Here is a 16,035-nt window from a genome sequence, read left to right on the forward strand (position 1 = left end):
ACGGATTCGGGAACGACCAACCGTGAACCCAAAAGCCATGCCGTCAACCTGTTAACAGGTAACCGTCGCAAATGCATCCCAATCCAAGCTCATATTACTGCTTTGAAAAGCCTATCGTCCAATAGTTAACAACCTCCGATGAAAACGGGACCAAGCCTCTTGCGATATCGCGAAAATCGAGATCGGCGATCCTATGGATGGGGGATGCCATGCAGGACCGTGAGTAGCCCCTAGTTTTCTAGACGCCTTCTGCTTTCAAAATCTGCTGCCGTTCGAACTGTGCGGGTGACAGCATCCCGTTCCTGACCTGCTTGCGGACCGGATTGTAGAACATCTCGATGTAATCGAATACGTCTTGTCGGGCTTCGTCGCGCGTTTTGTAGGTCCGGCGCCGGATGCGCTCTCGCTTGAGCGACGAGAAGAAGCTCTCGGCTACCGCGTTGTCATGGCAGTTGCCGCGCCGGCTCATCGAATGCTCAAGATTGTGAGCCCGGATGAAGGCCGCCCAGTCCATGCTGGTGAACTGCGAACCCTGATCCGAATGGATCAGCACCCGCTGCTTCGGCTTGCGCCGCCATACCGCCATGTGCAGCGCTTGCAGCACCGCATCGGTGGTCTGCCTGCTCTGCATCGACCAGCCCACCACGCGGCGGGAATAGAGATCGATCACGACAGCCAGATAGGCAAAGCCCTCCAGGGTGCGGATGTAGGTGATGTCGGTCACCCAGGCCCTGTCGGGGGCAGCGACGTCGAACTGCCGGTCCAGAGTATTGTCGACCGCCAGGGATGGCTTGCCGCCATAGCTCCCCGGCCGACGCTTGTAGCCAATCTGCGCCTTGATACCTGCCAGCCTGGTCAACCGGGCAACACGGTTCGGGCAGCAGGTCTCGCCCTGATCCAGTAGGTCGTCGTGCAACTTGCGGTAGCCATAGACTTTGCCGCTGTCGTTCCAGGCTTGCCGGATCAACTTCGTCTGCCGAACATCTTCCCGGGCCCGTTGGCTCAACGGGTTCTTCTGCCAGGCATAGAAGCCGCTGGGCTGGATGCGCAGGCACCGACACATCGATCGAACCCCGAACTGGTCACGATGCTCGGCAACAAATGCGTATCTCACTTTGCATCCCTGGCGAAATACGCGGTGGCTTTTTTTAGTATATCGCGCTCCTCGGTCACCCGGGCCAGCTCGCGCTTCAACTGGCGGATCTCAGCATCCTTGCCGGCATCGCCAGACACCACCTTCGCCAGTTGCCGCTTCCATGCGTACAGCGAATGCTGACTGACGCCGAGCCGCTCGGAAACCTCCGCTACCGGATACCCGCGCTCGGTGATCTGGGCCACCGCATCACGCTTGAACTCATCGCTGAAATTGGGCTTCCCCATCGTCGCCTCCTGTCCTCAAAATTAGGATCGAAGGCGTCCAGAAATCTAGGGGCTACTCAGTGCGCGTGTTTTCACAACACAATGGTCGTATGGTCACAGACCCAGCGACCCCGCCTCAGGAGACCAATCTCGTTTGTGACGACACACCTCACTCAACCAATTCTTATCTCGTATCGATCTGTGCTTATGCGACATTCGGGGCGCGTCATTCATCTCAATGAGGTTTCATTCGCTAGAAAACACGTTACACTCCGATCTCTTACGACGTTGCGAGGGAGAGTGAGGATGTTCTGCCCGGAATGTGGAACAGTGATCGGACCGGGGCCGCTGGACATGCGGCATGCCTGTCACGATAGGAGACACGGCATTGTGCAAGCCGCAAGCCGATGGTTCCGCGCTATTATCCTTCGCGCCCGGCCTCGGAAGAACTAAGCATGGCGCTGCATCATTGCCAATCCGGCGAAGTGACCCATCTCGACACCATCGGCGATGCCGCGACCGTGACGCGCGCGCTGGCGCGGACCTCATCGTTTGAGGCAATCCATCTCGTGGTGCGGGCGGGCCATTCCATACCGGCGCACCATGTCTCTGGCTCGATGACTCTCTATTGCATCTCTGGCCATGCCCGGCTCGAAGGTGACGTTGCGAGCGAATTACGGGCCGGCGACTGGCTGTTCCTGGAACCCGGAACACCGCATGCGGTCGAAGCGATGGCAGACACATCGCTGTTGCTGACAATAATGTTCGACGATGGCGACGAAAGACAAACTTAGCCCATGCGGGGCGACTGACAGGTTTTTTGGAAACGACGGGGACCGTAATGGGGGAATATCGCAAGCTTTGGTGGACGCTGATCGCCGTCCTCGTCGTTACGTTCAGCATATTGGGGTTCTACGGCACCGAGTTCTATAAAAAGCCGCCCCCGATTCCGGCGCAGGTCGTATCGGCCAGCGGCACGGTCCTAATGACCCGCGACGATATTCTTGACGGGCAAACAGCCTGGCAGAGCACTGGCGGAATGCAGGTGGGTTCCATCTGGGGGCATGGCGCTTATCAGGCACCTGACTGGTCGGCGGACTGGCTGCACCGTGAGTTGACCACCTGGCTGGACCTTACCGCGCAGGAAACCGAGGGCAAGCCATTCGACGCGCTCCTGCCGGGAGAGCAGGCCAAGCTCAGATATTGGCTGGAGCAGGAATATCGCAAGAACAGCTATAACCCCGACACCGGCACCCTGACGGTTTCCGACCGGCGGGCGCGCGCCATGGCCATGGTCGCGGACTATTATCAGCGCCTCTATGGCGATGACCCGGCGCTGCGGGAACGACGCGACAATTATGCGATGAAGGAAAACACGCTGCCCAGTCTGGAGCGGCGCGAGGACCTGACCCATTTCTTTTTCTGGACCGCCTGGGCGACCGCCACGGAGCGGCCCGGAACGAATGCCACCTATACCAACAACTGGCCGCCTGAACCGCTGATCAGCAATCATCCCACCCCTGAAAACATCATGTGGTCATTGGCCTGCGTGATGATCCTGATCGCTGGTGTCGGCGGCCTGATCTGGGGCTGGGCGTTCCTGCGCAGCCATGAACCAGAACCACAAGCGCCCGCGAACGATCCGGTGCTGTCCGTCGGGGTGACTGCATCGCAGAAGGCGGTCGGCAAATATCTGTTCGTGGTGATGGCCCTGTTCGTGGCTCAGGTGTTCCTCGGCGGCCTGACCGCCCATTACACGATCGAGGGGCAAGGTTTTTATGGCCTCGACCTCTCATGGCTCCCCTATTCGCTCAGCCGCACCTGGCACGTGCAGAGCGCCATTTTCTGGATCGCCACCGCGTTCCTGGCGGCAGGGTTGTTCCTCGCGCCGCTCATCAACGGAGGCAAGGATCCCAAATATCAGGCGCTGGGCGTCCATATCCTGTTCGCTGCGCTGCTGATCGTGGTGGTCGGCTCCTATGCCGGCACGTTCTTCGCCATCGCGCAGGTGATTCCGCCAAACTTGAACTTCTGGCTCGGCCATCAGGGCTATGAGTATCTCGACCTCGGCCGGCTGTGGCAGATTGCGCTGTTCATCGGCATCCTGTTCTGGCTGCTGCTGATGCTGTGCGCCATGATCCCGGCGATGCGCGGCGGCGGTGACAAGAACCTCATCGCCCTGCTGTGCGTATCGGTGGTCGCCATCGGATTGTTCTACGGCTCCGGCCTGTTTTACGGCGAGCGCACCCACATCACCATCATGGAATATTGGCGCTGGTGGGTGGTGCATCTGTGGGTTGAGGGCATCTTCGAAGTCTTCGCCACCACCGCCCTCGCTTTCATCTTCGCATCCATGGGCCTGGTGTCACGCCGCATGGCCACCGCAGCGGCGCTGGCGTCGGCGTCGCTGTTCATGGTCGGCGGCGTGCCGGGCACGTTCCACCACCTCTATTTTTCGGGCACCACCACGCCGGTCATGGCCGTCGGCGCGGCGTTCAGCGCGCTCGAAGTGGTGCCGCTCATCGTGCTTGGCTACGAAGCGTGGGAACATTGGAGCTACAAGGACCGTGCCCCGTGGATGCAGCGGGTGAAGTGGCCGCTGATGTGTTTCGTGGCGGTCGCCTTCTGGAACATGCTGGGTGCCGGTGTCTTCGGCTTCATGATCAATACGCCGGTGGCGCTGTTCTATCTCCAGGGCCTCAACACCACGGCGGTCCACGCCCATGCCGCCCTGTTCGGTGTCTATGGCTTCCTCTCGCTGGGCTTTGTGCTGTTGATCCTGCGTTATCTGCGCCCCGACATGGCGTTCAACGAAAAGCTGATGAAAACCGGCTTCTGGCTGCTGAACGCCGGTCTGGTGCTGATGATCTTCACCAGCCTGCTGCCGGTCGGGCTATTCCAGTTCCAGGCCAGCACCAGCGTCGGCATGTGGTATGCCCGCAGTGATGAATTTCTCCAGCAGCCGTTCCTCGAAACCTTGCGCTGGATACGGACCTTTGGTGACGTGGTGTTCATTCTGGGTGCGGTGGCCATTGCCTGGCAAGTCGTGATCCTCGGTCTCTGGCGGAAGGGCGCACGGGCGTAGTCATGAGCGCGGACAGTGCCGCCGGCGCGACCGCAGAAACCGGCTCGCCGCTCTGGCTTCGCGGCGGCTATCGCCTGCTCTTTGGCTGCGCCGGATTTTGGGCAGCACTTGTCGTCATTTTATGGGTCGGCGTGCTCGACGGTCGTTGGACACTGCCGACCGCCATGGCGCCGCTCGTCTGGCACCAACATGAGATGCTGTTCGGCTATCTTGGTGCAGTGATCGGCGGATTCGTCAGCGCGGCCATACCCAACTGGACCGGGCGCCCGACGGTGACGGGCTGGCGGGTCGCTGCGGTCGTTGGCGTGTGGTTGGCGGCGCGGCTGGCGATCCTCTTTTCCGCAAGCGTGCCGCCGCTGGTCGGTGCGGGGCTGGACGTGTTCTACCTGCTCATCCTGCTCGCCTATGCAGCACGGGAAATCTTCGCGTCGGGCAATCGTAACAAGCCGATCCTGATTATCCTCTTCCTGTTTGCCGCCGCTTGTGCACTGGATCATGCGGCAGCGATGGGCGCGAACTTCGATGCTGCGCTCGGATGGCGCCTAGGCTTTGCTCTGGTCCTGCTGCTGATCTCGCTGATCGGCGGGCGCATTATCCCTGCCTTTACCCGCAACTGGCTGGTGCAGCAGGGGCAGTCCGAAGCTTTACCGACGATGCCAAACCGCTTTGATATGATCGTCATTGGCACCACAGCTATCGCGCTCGCTGCATGGGTTGCAGATTCCGGCAGTCCTGCCGTCGCTTGGCTGCTGATCGGTGCTGGCGCCCTTCAGGCGGTTCGCCTCGCGCGGTGGGCCGGGCTGAGGGCCTTGCGTGACCCGCTGGTCTTCGTCCTCCACTTTTCCTATGCTTGGTTGCCGGTGGGGCTGATCCTGCTTGGATGCGCGATGCTGGGCCATCTCCTCCCGATGTCGAGTGCCGTGCACGCGCTTGGTGCCGGTGCGATGGGCGCGATGACGCTGGCGGTAATGACACGCGCAACGCGGGGCCATACCGGCAGGCCGCTTGAGGCCAGCCGCGGGACCGTCGTCATCTATCTTTTGGTTCACCTTGGCGCATTGCTGCGCGTGTTGGCCCCGCTCTTACCAATGGATTACATGGTGGTAATCGCGCTGGCAGGCGGATCGTGGGGCGGTGCGTTTCTGCTGTTCCTGTTCCTCTATGTTCCGATGGTGCTTCGACCAGCGACCGAAGCCAATGCCTGATATTTTCGGAACTGCTCATAGAGCCATTCAAGTTCGACGCTGGACTCTACTGATGCAAGAGGAGGCTCCAGTCTCCGGTTTGGCGGGCAGTTCGTCCGCTGCGAACGCCTGCTTCCCCTTTTCGGCCCATAGCGCCAGCGCGCGTTCGCCGTCGTCGCTCTGGAGCTTTTCCGCAGCCCAGATCAACGCGCCGAGGATGGTGGCCCGGTCATCGCCGGTCAGGTCCACGATGCCTGCCTTGACGACGAGGCCGCCGAGTTCGATCAGGTGCCGCGTGCGCTTGCGGCGTTCGACCTGCCATGTCCGCATGTCATGCCGCGCCCGTGCCGCCTGATGCCGGTTGCGCGCCGCCCGATTGCGTTGGAGCGCCGCCGTGGTCGCGGTCAGGCGCTGGTGCAGATCGCCGTGACTTCCCTTGAAAGAACGCCGCGCCGCGCGTGGCCCATGCCTCCCGCTTTCCGGCATCGGTGGTTTCCGCCAGCACGATCAGCGCCCCCGCCAGCTCGTCGGCAGTGAGGTTGTCTGCACCCGTGGCGATCACCAGTTCGCCGAGCCCGAGCACCTTGCGGGTTTTGAGTTCCTTCGCCTTGTCTTCGAGCGCCTTCAGGTCGGCATCATAGTCGCGTGGCTTGCGCATCATCATCTCCATAAGCTGTTGATGCAGCGATGATAGTTGCGCGCGTCCCGGAACGCAGTATTGTTGCCGGAACGGTCTGGGACACGCCGGTCCATCCCGAGATTTTTTCGAGGGAGGGCGCGCTTATACGTCGTTCCGACGTGCGCTTCGCCGTGCCAATGCTTGATCGCGATGGCGATCTATCATCTTCACGTCAAGGTCATTGGCCGCAAGGCCGGAAGCAGCGCGGTGGCCTCCGCCGCCTACCGCTCGGCTTCGCGGATGCGCGACGAACGCATCGACCGCGTGCAGGATTTTTCCAACAAGCGCGGGGTCGTCCATTCCGAGGTGATGTTGCCGGAACACGCGCCCGAGCAATGGAGCGACCGCGAACGGCTCTGGAACGATGTGGAGGCGTTCGAGGTCAGGAAAGATGCGCAGCTTGCCCGCGAGGTGGAGTTCGCCATTCCGCGCGAGATGACGGAGCGCCAAGGCATCGAACTTGCCCGCGATTTCGCGCAAGCCGAATTTGTCGATCAGGGCATGATCGCCGACGTGAACGTGCATTGGGACATGGCCGAAGACGGAAGCCCCAAACCTCATGCCCATGTCATGCTGACCATGCGCAGCGTGGACGAGAACGGCTTCGGCCCGAAGGTGCGCGACTGGAACCGCACGGAGATGGTGGAACGGTGGCGCGAACGCTGGGCAGAGCATGTCAATGAGCGGTTGGCGGACCTAGATATTGACGCGCGCATCGACCATCGCAGCCTTGAAGCGCAGGGTATCGGGCTGGAGCCGCAAAGCCAGATCGGCGCGCCCGCACAGCGGATCGAGACACATAGTGTCGAGGGCGACGGGATCGAGGCTGCCAATGTTGCGGATCGGGCCGAATTGCACCGCGAGATCGCGCGGAACAACGGCGCACGGATCATCGCCGATCCTTCGGTGGCGCTGGACGCGATCACGCAGCAGCAATCAACCTTCACGCGGCGCGACATGGCGATGTTCGCGCACCGGCACAGCGATGGCATCGAGCAGTTCAACGAAGTCATGGGCGCGATGCGCGGTTCGCCCGATCTGGTCGAGCTTGGGCAGGACGGGCGCGGCGAGGATCGCTTCACCACCCGCGACATGATCGAGGCCGAACAGCGCCTGCACCGCGCCGCCGAACTTATGGCCGAAAAGGAATTGCACGAGGTCAGCGACCGCGACAGGGAGGCCGCGCTTGCGCGTGCAGGGGAACGCGGCCTTGTGCTGTCCGGCGAGCAGGCCGACGCGCTGGCGCATGTCACGGACGGACGCGATCTTGGCATCGTCGTCGGCTATGCCGGAACGGGAAAGAGCGCGATGCTGGGCGTCGCCCGCGAGGCGTGGGAAGTGGCGGGCTATGAGGTTCGCGGCGCAGCCCTTTCCGGCATCGCGGCGGAAAATCTCGAAGGCGGATCGGGCATTTCTTCGCGCACCATCGCCAGCATGGAACATGGCTGGAAACAGGGCCGTGACATGCTCACTTCCCGCGATGTGCTTGTCATCGATGAGGCGGGCATGGTCGGCACACGTCAGTTGGAGCGCGTGCTGTCCCATGCGGCGGAAGCAGGCGCAAAGGTGGTTCTGGTTGGCGATCCGCAGCAGCTCCAATCCATCGAGGCAGGCGCGGCCTTCCGCTCGATCCATGAGCGTCATGGCGGCGCGGAAATCGGCGAGGTGCGCCGCCAGCGCGAGGACTGGCAGCGCGCCGCCACGCGCGATCTGGCGACCGGCAGAACCGGCGCGGCGATTCATGCCTATGACGCGCACGACATGGTGCATGAGGCGCAGACCCGCGAGCAGGCGCGCGGCGATCTGATCGACAGATGGGACCGCGACCGGCAGGCGGCACCGGACGTGAGCCGGATCATCCTCACCCACACCAATGCCGAGGTGCGCGAACTCAACGAGGCTGCCCGCGACCGGATGCGGGCGGCTGGCGACCTGGGCGAGGACGTGCGCGTCACGGTCGAGCGCGGCGAGCGCAGCTTCGCCACCGGGGATCGCGTCATGTTTCTGCAAAACGAACGCGGACTTGGCGTGAAGAACGGCACGCTCGGCACTATCGAGCAGGTCAGCACGCAGAGCATGACCGTGCAGGCCGACGATGGCCGGTCCATTGCCTTCGATCTCAAGGATTACGACCGCATCGACCACGGCTATGCCGCGACCATCCACAAGGCGCAGGGCATGACGGTGGACCGCACGCATGTCCTGGCGACGCCGGGCATGGACGCCCACGGCAGCTATGTCGCCCTGTCGCGGCATCGCGACGGTATGGACCTGCATTATGGCGGCGACGACTTCGCCGGTCAGGATAGATTGGTGAACACCCTGTCGCGCGACCGGGCCAAGGATATGGCGACGGATTACGACCAGATCGACCCGGCGCAGGACTATGCCGAGCGGCGCGGCATCACTTTCCGCGCCCGTGTCGCCCAGATCATGCGCAGGCTGATGCCGGAGCGCGTGCGCGATGCCGTCGATGATATGCTCGACAGATTGCACGCGCCCGGTGGCGGCGTGCCTGGCGGAAGTGTTGTGCAGCCGCCGGAAAGGGCGAAGGCCGGAAGGACGGAACCGGAGCGGCAAGCCGATACCGAGCCGGAAGCCGTCTTGCGCCGCGCCCGCACCAGAGCGCTTGTCCGCCATGCGCGTGCTTGCGATGCGATCATGGAGGCCAAACGCGAGGGCCATACGCCGTCCAGTGAGCAGCGGCGCGAGCTTGGCGCGGCGCGCAACGCGTTCGAGGAGGTCCGGCCCCACGGCTGGCAGGACGCGGAAGCCGCCTACAGCAAGGACAACAGCCTTGCCCGCGAAGCAGGAACCGGCAGGATCGACCGGACTGTCCGCGCGCTCTATCAGGAAACCGAACTGCGGCATGATACGCAGCGGGCCGATGATTTTGTGGAGCGCTGGCACAAACTCGACCGGGCCAGCGAGCGCCAATATGCGGCGGGCGATTATTCCGGCTACAAGGCAGCCCGCGCCGAGATGGGCAATATGGCGAAGGCTCTCGAACGCGATCCGCAGATGGAATCCCTGCTCGAAATCCGCAAGAAGCAACTCGGCATCGACATGGATTTCGACTCAGGCATGAGGCTTGGTCGGCAACTTGCCCTCAGTCACGGTCTCGGCAGAGGTCGGGGCATCGGGTTGTAGAGTGAAGAACTTTCCTATTTACCGCCGTTTCTACGCCACGGCCCTACAGCGGCTAAATATTTCTTGCACAATGATAAATCGCTGCTCTGTCTGGTCTCTGCAATCGTCAGAAACGACCAGCAGGAAGCAGCAGAACCATGCGCCAACCAGACCGCATCATCCGCTTTAACACCGTTCGCGCCCGCACCGGCCTGTCACGATCCACCATCTACCGCAAGATCGCCGAGGGCACGTTCCCCGCCCAACTCAGGATCAGCACCAATGGCGCGGGATGGCGGGAATCCGACATCAATCGCTGGATCGCCAACCCTGCAGGATGGCTGCCACGCGGCGAGATCGATTTTGATGACGTCCTCTGATCGTGCCGATGATGACGGCGCAGGCGGCGCGCGCGGTTCCCGGCGAGGCAGGCCCCCCACGGCCTCGCAGCAGCTTGAGGCATTGCTGGGCTGTCCCTGGCCGTTCCCCGGCAGACCGCCCAAGCATGACCTCAGCACATGGACCGTGACCGACGATTGGCCCGATCCCGTGCCGGTCACACAAGCCGAAATCGAGGTGTTCGAGCGATGGTTCGGCGACCTGTTCGATGAATTGTTCGGCTCATCCGACCCTTGATAAATCCGGCAATATGCCGTATGTAACGAGGGAAAGGAGTTCAGCCATGCCCAGACCCGCAAGTGAAATGGAAACCGCCCGCCTTGAGGCGCGCGTCCCTGTCAACGTCTATGAGCAGATGCAGCGCGCCGCACGGCTGCGCGGCATGACGCTGACCGGCTATCTCATCGCCACGGCAGGCGAGGACGCACGCCGCACGGTCGAGGAAGCCGACGTGCTGCGTCTGGCGGCCGAAGATCAGGTGCGCTTCGCCAAGGCGCTGATCGACCCGCCCGCGCCCAACGCCCGTCTGGCCCGCGCCGCGAAGCGTCATGCTGACCTGATCGCGCCCCGGTGAGTGCAAGGTTTGCGATAGAGCCGCTGACCAAAGGTCACCAGCGCAAAACGTTCTTATGTGGCAACGAGCGGATTGATCACTATTTCCGCGAGACGGTTACGCAGGACATCAAGCGCCGATACGCGACCTGTTTTGTCGCCCATGACCTTGAGACCGACCGGATAGCGGGCTTCTACACGCTGTCATCGAACAACGTCCCGCTGACCGCCGTGCCCAAGCCGATGGCAAGCCGGTTGCCCCGCTATCCGACTGTCCCGGCGGTGTTGATCGGCTGGCTTGGACGCGACCAGTCCTATTCCGGGCTTGGACTTGGCGAGGCGCTGCTGTTCGACGCGATCAAGACGGTCGCCGAAGCGCCGATAGGCGCTCACGCCATATTCGCCGACGCCATCGACGGGAAGGCCGCAGCCTTCTACACGGCCTTCGGATTCACGCCGCTGACTGATCGGCCCAATACCCTGTATCTGCCTGTTGCGACCGCACAGCGCCTTTTATCGGGAGAAGCGCTATGACAACTTCGAGCAATGGCGAATCCCAGCATCGGGTGATGCTACGCGCGGCCCTTTACCTGCGCGTTTCGACGGCGCGGCAGGCCGAGCATGATGTCTCCATTCCCGACCAGAAGCGGCAGGGTGAAGCCTATTGCGAATCCCGTGGTCTGCAACTGGTCGAGACTTTTGTAGAACCCGGTGCATCGGCCACCAATGACCGCCGCCCCGAGTTCCAGCGCATGATCGAGGCTGGCACCAGCAAACCCGCGCCCTTCGATGTCGTCGTGGTCCATTCGTTCAGCCGCTTCTTCCGCGATCACTTCGAGCTTGAGTTCTATGTGCGCAAGCTCGCCAAGAACGGCGTGAAGCTGGTTTCGATCACACAGGAAATGGGCGACGATCCCATGCACGTCATGATGCGGCAGATCATGGCGCTGTTCGATGAATACCAGTCAAAGGAAAACGCCAAGCACGTCATCCGGGCCTTGAAGGAGAATGCGCGGCAAGGCTTCTGGAACGGCTCGCTTCCCCCTATCGGCTATCGCACCGTCGCCGCCGAACAGCGCGGCGCGAAGATCAAGAAGAAGCTGGAGATCGACCCGCTGCACGCCGACACGGTGCGGCTGATCTATCGCCTCGCCCTGGAAGGCGATGGCGTCACCGGCCAGATGGGCGTCAAGAACATCGTCTCCTATCTTAACAGCCGCCGCATCTTCACCCGTGACGGTGGACGCTGGGGCATCGGGCAGGTTCACCGCATCCTGACCCGTCGAACCTATATGGGCGAGCACGAGTTCAACAAGCGCAGCAAGACCAAGAAACTGAAGCCGGTCAGCGAGATCGTGATGGTTCCGGTTCCGCCGATTATCGACAAAGAGACGTTCGAGGCGGTGCAGAAGCTGCTCAAGGCCCGCAATCCCAAGGTCATGCCCGCCCGCGTCATTAGCGGCCCGACCATGCTCACCGGGCTGATTCATTGCGCCAAGTGCGGTGGAGCCATGACCATCCGCACCGGCAAGGGCGGACGTTATCGCTATTACGTCTGCTCGATGAAAGCACGGCAGGGACCGACCGCGTGCAGCGGCATGGCGGTGCCGATGGAGAAGCTGGATGATCTTGTCGTCAATCACCTTGAGAAACAGCTACTCCAGCCCGAGCGGCTGGAAACCGTGCTTGCCGCTGCGCTCGACCGCAGGGAAGAACATGCCGGGCGCCGCCGCGAGCATATCGCCGAACTCAACAAGCGCTCCACCGAATCGGAACTGCGCCTCAAACGGCTCTATGACGCCATCGAGGCAGGCGTTACCGATCTGGACGACCCGGCGTTGAAAGACCGCATCGACGGCCTCAAGGCCATTCGTGATCAGGCCAAGGCCGATGCCGACCGGGCGCAGGCCATGCTCCAGAACTCAGGGCAAAAGGCCGTCACGCCGCAGATGCTGCGAAAGTTCGCCACGACAGCGCGTCAACGCATCCGGCTGGAAGGTGGAGGCTATCGTCGCGACCATCTGCGCGCGCTGGCGCAGCGCGTCGAGGTCGATACCGGCGAAGTTCGCATCATGGGATCGAAGTCCCGGCTGCTACAGGCGCTTGTGGCGGGAAGTGGCGTAAACTCAGTGCCCACTCAGGGACTGAAGTGGCGGAGAGGGAGGGATTCGAACCCTCGGTACCGTTGCCGGCACGCCGCATTTCGAGTGCGGTGCATTCGACCACTCTGCCACCTCTCCGCAGATGCCGGGACAAGTCGTTCCACGCGGGAACCGAACCAGCCACGCCTAGTCGAGGGGCGGCCATTAGCGAATGATTGCCGCCTTGCCAAGCAGCCTGGGGGCTATTTTTCTTGTGCGGGCGCAATAGAATCCTAAATTGGAAATATGACAGACGCGATTCAGATTTTTGGCGCAGGCGTTACCGCTCCGTCCATCGCCCATGCACGCTTCAGTATCGGCGATGTGGTGAAGCACTGCATGTTCGGATTTCGCGGCGTGATTTTCGACGTTGATCCAGTCTTCGCCAACAGCGAGGAGTGGTATGAATCGATTCCTGCGGAATTGCGCCCCGACAAGGAGCAGCCCTTTTATCATCTTCTCGCTGAAAATGGCGAAGCCAGCTATGTCGCTTATGTAAGCCAGCAGAATCTGATAACCGACGATAGTGAGGAACCTGTGGACCATCCGGCGATCGCCGGCATGTTTGGAGCCTATGCAAACGGCAAATACAAGCTGCGCCCGCTTCACCGCCACTAGAAATGGTGGGAAGCCATGGGGGCGAAGGCTGCTGGTTGCGGCCCTTGTCGCGCTGGTCTTCCCCGCCTTTGCGCTTTCTCAGGCGGCGGAGCAGGATTCCTCTCAGGTCCGGGTCAACGCCGATCCCACATTCCCTTTTTCTCGCGAGATTGAAGCATTCGCCCAAGCGAACGAGAAGGGCGCGGCCGTTTCGAACGCCACGCTCTTCCTGGGCAGCTCCAGCATCCGTCTCTGGGATATCCAAACCAGCTTTCCAGATGTCGGCACGGTAAATCGCGGGTTCGGCGGCGCCACCACCCGTGACGTGCTGCATTATTATCCGCGGCTGCTCCCGCCTGCCAAACCCCGGTCCGTGATCGTTTATGTCGGGGAAAATGATTTGGCGGCCGGCGCCCATCCACAGGATGTAGCGCGCGACGTGCTGGTATTGCTCAAGCGGCTTCGCGCCGATTATCCCAAGGCCCATATCGCCTATCTTTCCTTGAAGCCCAGCCCGATTCGTTGGACGCTCTGGCCCAAAATGGCCGCCGTCAACATGACGATCGCGGCGCGCGCGCGCGTTCAGGGCTTCGATTATATCGATGTGAGCAAGACGCTGCTTGCGCTTGATGGCCTGCCCGATGCTTCCCTGTTCCGGAAGGATGGATTGCATATGAACGCGCGTGGCTACGACCGCTGGACCCATATGGTTGATGCTTATCTCGACCATGTGGGGATCGACGATAGCCGTGGCACGGCAGCGTCCTGATCCGCCCATTTTATCGCAAAGTTGGCGAGAGGGATCCAGTCTGGGCACTTTCCTATTGATCCAACGAAAAGCAATATTATTACGATATCCACTAAGGATATAACCACTGCGGGGGAACATCAGGTGACAAGCGATCCGGCGAAGGCCGCACCCATGGCGGAACTGACGATCCGCGGAGTCATCCTGGGGGCGCTCATCACGCTGCTTTTTACCGCAGCCAATGTGTATCTGGGCCTAAAGATCGGCCTGACCTTCGCGACTTCGATCCCGGCGGCTGTCATTTCCATGGCGGTGCTGCGGCTGTTCGCTACCGGCACGATTCTGGAGAACAACATCGTCCAGACCATCGCCTCGGCCGCAGGGACGCTCTCGGCGATCATCTTCGTGCTGCCTGGCCTCGTCATCATTGGCTGGTGGCAGGGCTTCCCTTATTGGCTGTCGGCCTGCACCATCGCGTTGGGCGGCATACTGGGCGTCATGTATTCCGTGCCGCTGCGCCGCGCACTCGTCACCGGCTCCGACCTCCCCTATCCCGAGGGCGTCGCTGCCGCCGAGGTGCTGAAGGTCGGCGCGGGTTCCCGCGAAGGGCTGGAGGAAAACAAGCGAGGCCTTGCCGCCATCGTCATGAGCGCGTTTGCCGCCGCCAGTTTCTCCATCATCGCCAAGACCCGCCTGATCGCGGAGGAAGCCGCCACCTTCTTCAAGTTCAGTTCGGGTGCGACATCCATGTCGACCAGCTTTTCCATGGCCCTGATCGGCGTGGGACATCTGGTCGGCCTGTCGGTCGGTCTGGCGATGTTTGTCGGCCTGCTGATAAGCTGGACAGCCATCGTTCCTTATCTGACAGCACCCTTGGCTGCTGGCGCGGACCTAGCGGAGGTAGTCGGCACGACCTTTCGCATGAAGGCGCGCTTCATCGGCGCGGGCACCATCGGCATCGCCGCAATCTGGACTCTGCTCAAGATCCTTGGCCCGATCATCAGCGGCATCCGTTCCGCCCTTGCCGCCAACCGGATGCGGAAGGACGGCAATGCGGGATTGCTGGAGCTGACCGAGCGGGACTTGCCCATCAGCATCGTTGGGGGCACGATCATTGCCTCGCTGATCCCCATCGGTATATTGCTGTGGGTCTTCGCGCAGGGCGGGCCGATCGCTGCCAATCCGCTTCCCGTCATTGCGCTGACGCTGGCCTATGTGTTGTTCGCGGGCATCGTCATCGCGTCGGTCTGCGGCTATATGGCGGGTCTGATCGGCGCGTCCAACAGTCCGATATCGGGCGTCGGCATCTTGGCCGTGCTAGGCGCTTCGTTGATCCTCGCGGGGATCTACGGTTCAGGCAGAGATACGACGCAGACTCAGGCGCTGATCGCCTATGCCCTGTTCGTGACTGCCATCGTTTTCGGCATCGCCACTATTTCCAACGATAATCTTCAGGACCTGAAAACAGGCCAGCTTGTCGGCGCAACGCCATGGAAGCAGCAGATTGCGTTGGTGCTAGGCGTGATCTTCGGAGCCATTGTCATTCCGCCAATCCTCGATCTGCTTAACAGCGCCTTCGGCTTCGCGGGCGCACCGGGCGCGGGGCCGAACGCGTTGCCCGCTCCACAAGCGGCGCTGATTTCCGCGCTGGCGCAGGGCGTTCTGGGCGGCAATCTGGACTGGGGGTTGATTGGTTTCGGTGCGCTGATCGGCGCGATCGTGGTGGCCATCGACGAACTGCTGGGCAAAGCGGGCAAGCTGCGCCTGCCGCCGCTCGCGGTGGGCATGGGCATTTATCTGCCCATGGCGCTGACGCTGCTGATCCCGGTGGGCGCGGTCATCGGCCATTTCTATAACCGCTGGGCCATGCGGCAGTCCAATCCCGATTTTGCCGAGCGCATGGGCGTGCTGATGGCGACGGGCTTCATCGTCGGGGAGAGCCTGTTCGGGGTAGCCTTCGCGGGCATAGTCGCAGCGACCAACAGTGACGCGCCGCTGGCGCTGGTGGCGGAAAATGGCTGGGCCGTGCCGCTTTCGGTTATCGCCTTCTTCGGCGTGATCGCGGCGCTTTATGCGAGGCTGCGGCGTTGGGCGAGTGCGTCGCTGGGATAAGGATTGGCCGCCGTCGTTCCCCACCTAACAAAAGAGGGCCGCGTTTCACG

14 protein-coding genes, 1 tRNA gene and 1 pseudogene are annotated in these 16,035 nt (G+C 62.0%); 12 read left to right on the forward strand and 4 right to left on the reverse strand.

Going from position 1 to position 16,035, the window contains the following annotated elements:
- Positions 1–238: 238 nt before the first annotated feature.
- A protein-coding gene (locus tag ATN00_RS04870; protein WP_420496692.1) for an IS3 family transposase occupies positions 239–1,380 on the reverse strand; the annotation gives its coding sequence in 2 pieces (ribosomal slippage) (positions 239–1,140 and positions 1,140–1,380; 1,143 coding nt in all).
- 434 nt (positions 1,381–1,814) lie between these two features.
- Between ATN00_RS04870 and ATN00_RS04880 the strand changes: the two genes are divergently transcribed.
- From ATN00_RS04880 to ATN00_RS04890, 3 genes are read left to right on the forward strand one after another with little or no spacing between them, the layout of a single operon-like run.
- Positions 1,815–2,153 (forward strand): cupin domain-containing protein, encoded by a 339-nt coding sequence (locus ATN00_RS04880; RefSeq protein WP_062068410.1) that lies wholly within the window; start codon positions 1,815–1,817, stop codon positions 2,151–2,153.
- A gap of 47 nt (positions 2,154–2,200) precedes the next feature.
- The gene (locus ATN00_RS04885) at positions 2,201–4,444 is read left to right on the forward strand and encodes a nitric-oxide reductase large subunit (RefSeq protein WP_062062798.1); all 2,244 of its coding nucleotides are present in this window, start codon (positions 2,201–2,203) and stop codon (positions 4,442–4,444) included.
- Positions 4,445–4,446: 2 nt separating this feature from the next.
- Entirely contained in the window at positions 4,447–5,649 is a 1,203-nt protein-coding gene (locus ATN00_RS04890) for an NnrS family protein (RefSeq protein ID WP_062062801.1), read from the forward strand.
- 27 nt (positions 5,650–5,676) lie between these two features.
- Here the strand turns inward: ATN00_RS04890 and ATN00_RS04895 are convergent, their stop codons facing one another.
- Both ATN00_RS04895 and ATN00_RS04900 read right to left on the reverse strand, forming a co-directional pair.
- Positions 5,677–5,958 (reverse strand): conjugal transfer protein TraD, encoded by a 282-nt coding sequence (locus tag ATN00_RS04895; RefSeq protein WP_062062803.1) that lies wholly within the window; start codon positions 5,956–5,958, stop codon positions 5,677–5,679.
- 1 nt (position 5,959) lies between these two features.
- Positions 5,960–6,292, reverse strand: coding sequence for a conjugal transfer protein TraD (locus tag ATN00_RS04900; RefSeq protein ID WP_373886148.1), 333 nt, complete (start codon positions 6,290–6,292; stop codon positions 5,960–5,962).
- Between the two features lie 165 nt (positions 6,293–6,457).
- On the opposite strand from ATN00_RS04900, the gene traA reads away from it, so the two are divergent.
- The 6 genes and pseudogenes from traA to ATN00_RS04930 form a co-directional block, all read left to right on the forward strand.
- Positions 6,458–9,457, forward strand: coding sequence for a Ti-type conjugative transfer relaxase TraA (gene traA / locus ATN00_RS04905; RefSeq protein ID WP_062062808.1), 3,000 nt, complete (start codon positions 6,458–6,460; stop codon positions 9,455–9,457).
- A gap of 137 nt (positions 9,458–9,594) precedes the next feature.
- On the forward strand, positions 9,595–9,816 hold the full coding sequence (locus ATN00_RS04910) for a helix-turn-helix transcriptional regulator (protein ID WP_062062810.1): 222 nt from the start codon (positions 9,595–9,597) through the stop codon (positions 9,814–9,816).
- A complete protein-coding gene (locus ATN00_RS04915; RefSeq protein WP_062062813.1) occupies positions 9,803–10,072 on the forward strand; it encodes a hypothetical protein in 270 nt (89 codons plus the stop codon). The genes ATN00_RS04910 and ATN00_RS04915 overlap by 14 nt, the downstream gene beginning before the upstream one ends.
- Positions 10,073–10,118: 46 nt before the next feature.
- On the forward strand, positions 10,119–10,409 hold the full coding sequence (locus ATN00_RS04920; protein WP_062062815.1) for a type II toxin-antitoxin system TacA family antitoxin: 291 nt from the start codon (positions 10,119–10,121) through the stop codon (positions 10,407–10,409).
- A complete protein-coding gene (locus ATN00_RS04925; RefSeq protein ID WP_062062818.1) occupies positions 10,406–10,921 on the forward strand; it encodes a GNAT family N-acetyltransferase in 516 nt (171 codons plus the stop codon). The genes ATN00_RS04920 and ATN00_RS04925 overlap by 4 nt, the downstream gene beginning before the upstream one ends.
- A gap of 35 nt (positions 10,922–10,956) precedes the next feature.
- A pseudogene (locus tag ATN00_RS04930) lies at positions 10,957–11,973 on the forward strand (recombinase family protein); the annotation flags it as partial.
- A 564-nt stretch (positions 11,974–12,537) separates the two neighbouring features.
- On the opposite strand, the gene ATN00_RS04935 reads toward ATN00_RS04930, so the two are convergent.
- A tRNA-Ser gene (locus ATN00_RS04935) sits at positions 12,538–12,627 on the reverse strand.
- A gap of 147 nt (positions 12,628–12,774) precedes the next feature.
- Here ATN00_RS04935 and hspQ point away from each other — a divergent pair.
- From hspQ to ATN00_RS04950, 3 genes are all read left to right on the forward strand, one after another.
- Positions 12,775–13,146, forward strand: a complete 372-nt coding sequence (gene hspQ / locus ATN00_RS04940; protein WP_062062820.1) for a heat shock protein HspQ — start codon at positions 12,775–12,777, stop codon at positions 13,144–13,146.
- The gene (locus ATN00_RS04945; protein ID WP_062062822.1) at positions 13,103–13,894 is read left to right on the forward strand and encodes a GDSL-type esterase/lipase family protein; all 792 of its coding nucleotides are present in this window, start codon (positions 13,103–13,105) and stop codon (positions 13,892–13,894) included. The genes hspQ and ATN00_RS04945 overlap by 44 nt, the downstream gene beginning before the upstream one ends.
- Positions 13,895–14,047: 153 nt before the next feature.
- On the forward strand, positions 14,048–15,985 hold the full coding sequence (locus tag ATN00_RS04950) for an OPT family oligopeptide transporter (protein ID WP_197413729.1): 1,938 nt from the start codon (positions 14,048–14,050) through the stop codon (positions 15,983–15,985).
- Positions 15,986–16,035 lie beyond the last annotated feature (50 nt).

The sequence above is a fragment of the Sphingobium baderi genome (assembly GCF_001456115.1).
Classification (GTDB): Bacteria; Pseudomonadota; Alphaproteobacteria; order Sphingomonadales; family Sphingomonadaceae; genus Sphingobium; species Sphingobium baderi_A.

Excerpts from the sequence above, each read along its gene's own strand:
- ATN00_RS04880 (WP_062068410.1), top strand. The coding sequence starts at position 1,815 with ATGGCGCTGCATCATTGCCAATCCGGCGAAGTGACCCATCTCGACACC.
- ATN00_RS04885 (WP_062062798.1), top strand. The coding sequence starts at position 2,201 with ATGGGGGAATATCGCAAGCTTTGGTGGACGCTGATCGCCGTCCTCGTC.
- ATN00_RS04890 (WP_062062801.1), top strand. The coding sequence starts at position 4,447 with ATGAGCGCGGACAGTGCCGCCGGCGCGACCGCAGAAACCGGCTCGCCG.
- ATN00_RS04895 (WP_062062803.1), bottom strand. The coding sequence starts at position 5,958 with ATGCGGACATGGCAGGTCGAACGCCGCAAGCGCACGCGGCACCTGATC.
- ATN00_RS04900 (WP_373886148.1), bottom strand. The coding sequence starts at position 6,292 with ATGATGATGCGCAAGCCACGCGACTATGATGCCGACCTGAAGGCGCTC.
- traA (WP_062062808.1), top strand. The coding sequence starts at position 6,458 with ATGGCGATCTATCATCTTCACGTCAAGGTCATTGGCCGCAAGGCCGGA.
- ATN00_RS04910 (WP_062062810.1), top strand. The coding sequence starts at position 9,595 with ATGCGCCAACCAGACCGCATCATCCGCTTTAACACCGTTCGCGCCCGC.
- ATN00_RS04915 (WP_062062813.1), top strand. The coding sequence starts at position 9,803 with ATGACGTCCTCTGATCGTGCCGATGATGACGGCGCAGGCGGCGCGCGC.
- ATN00_RS04920 (WP_062062815.1), top strand. The coding sequence starts at position 10,119 with ATGCCCAGACCCGCAAGTGAAATGGAAACCGCCCGCCTTGAGGCGCGC.
- hspQ (WP_062062820.1), top strand. The coding sequence starts at position 12,775 with ATGACAGACGCGATTCAGATTTTTGGCGCAGGCGTTACCGCTCCGTCC.
- ATN00_RS04945 (WP_062062822.1), top strand. The coding sequence starts at position 13,103 with ATGCAAACGGCAAATACAAGCTGCGCCCGCTTCACCGCCACTAGAAAT.
- ATN00_RS04950 (WP_197413729.1), top strand. The coding sequence starts at position 14,048 with ATGGCGGAACTGACGATCCGCGGAGTCATCCTGGGGGCGCTCATCACG.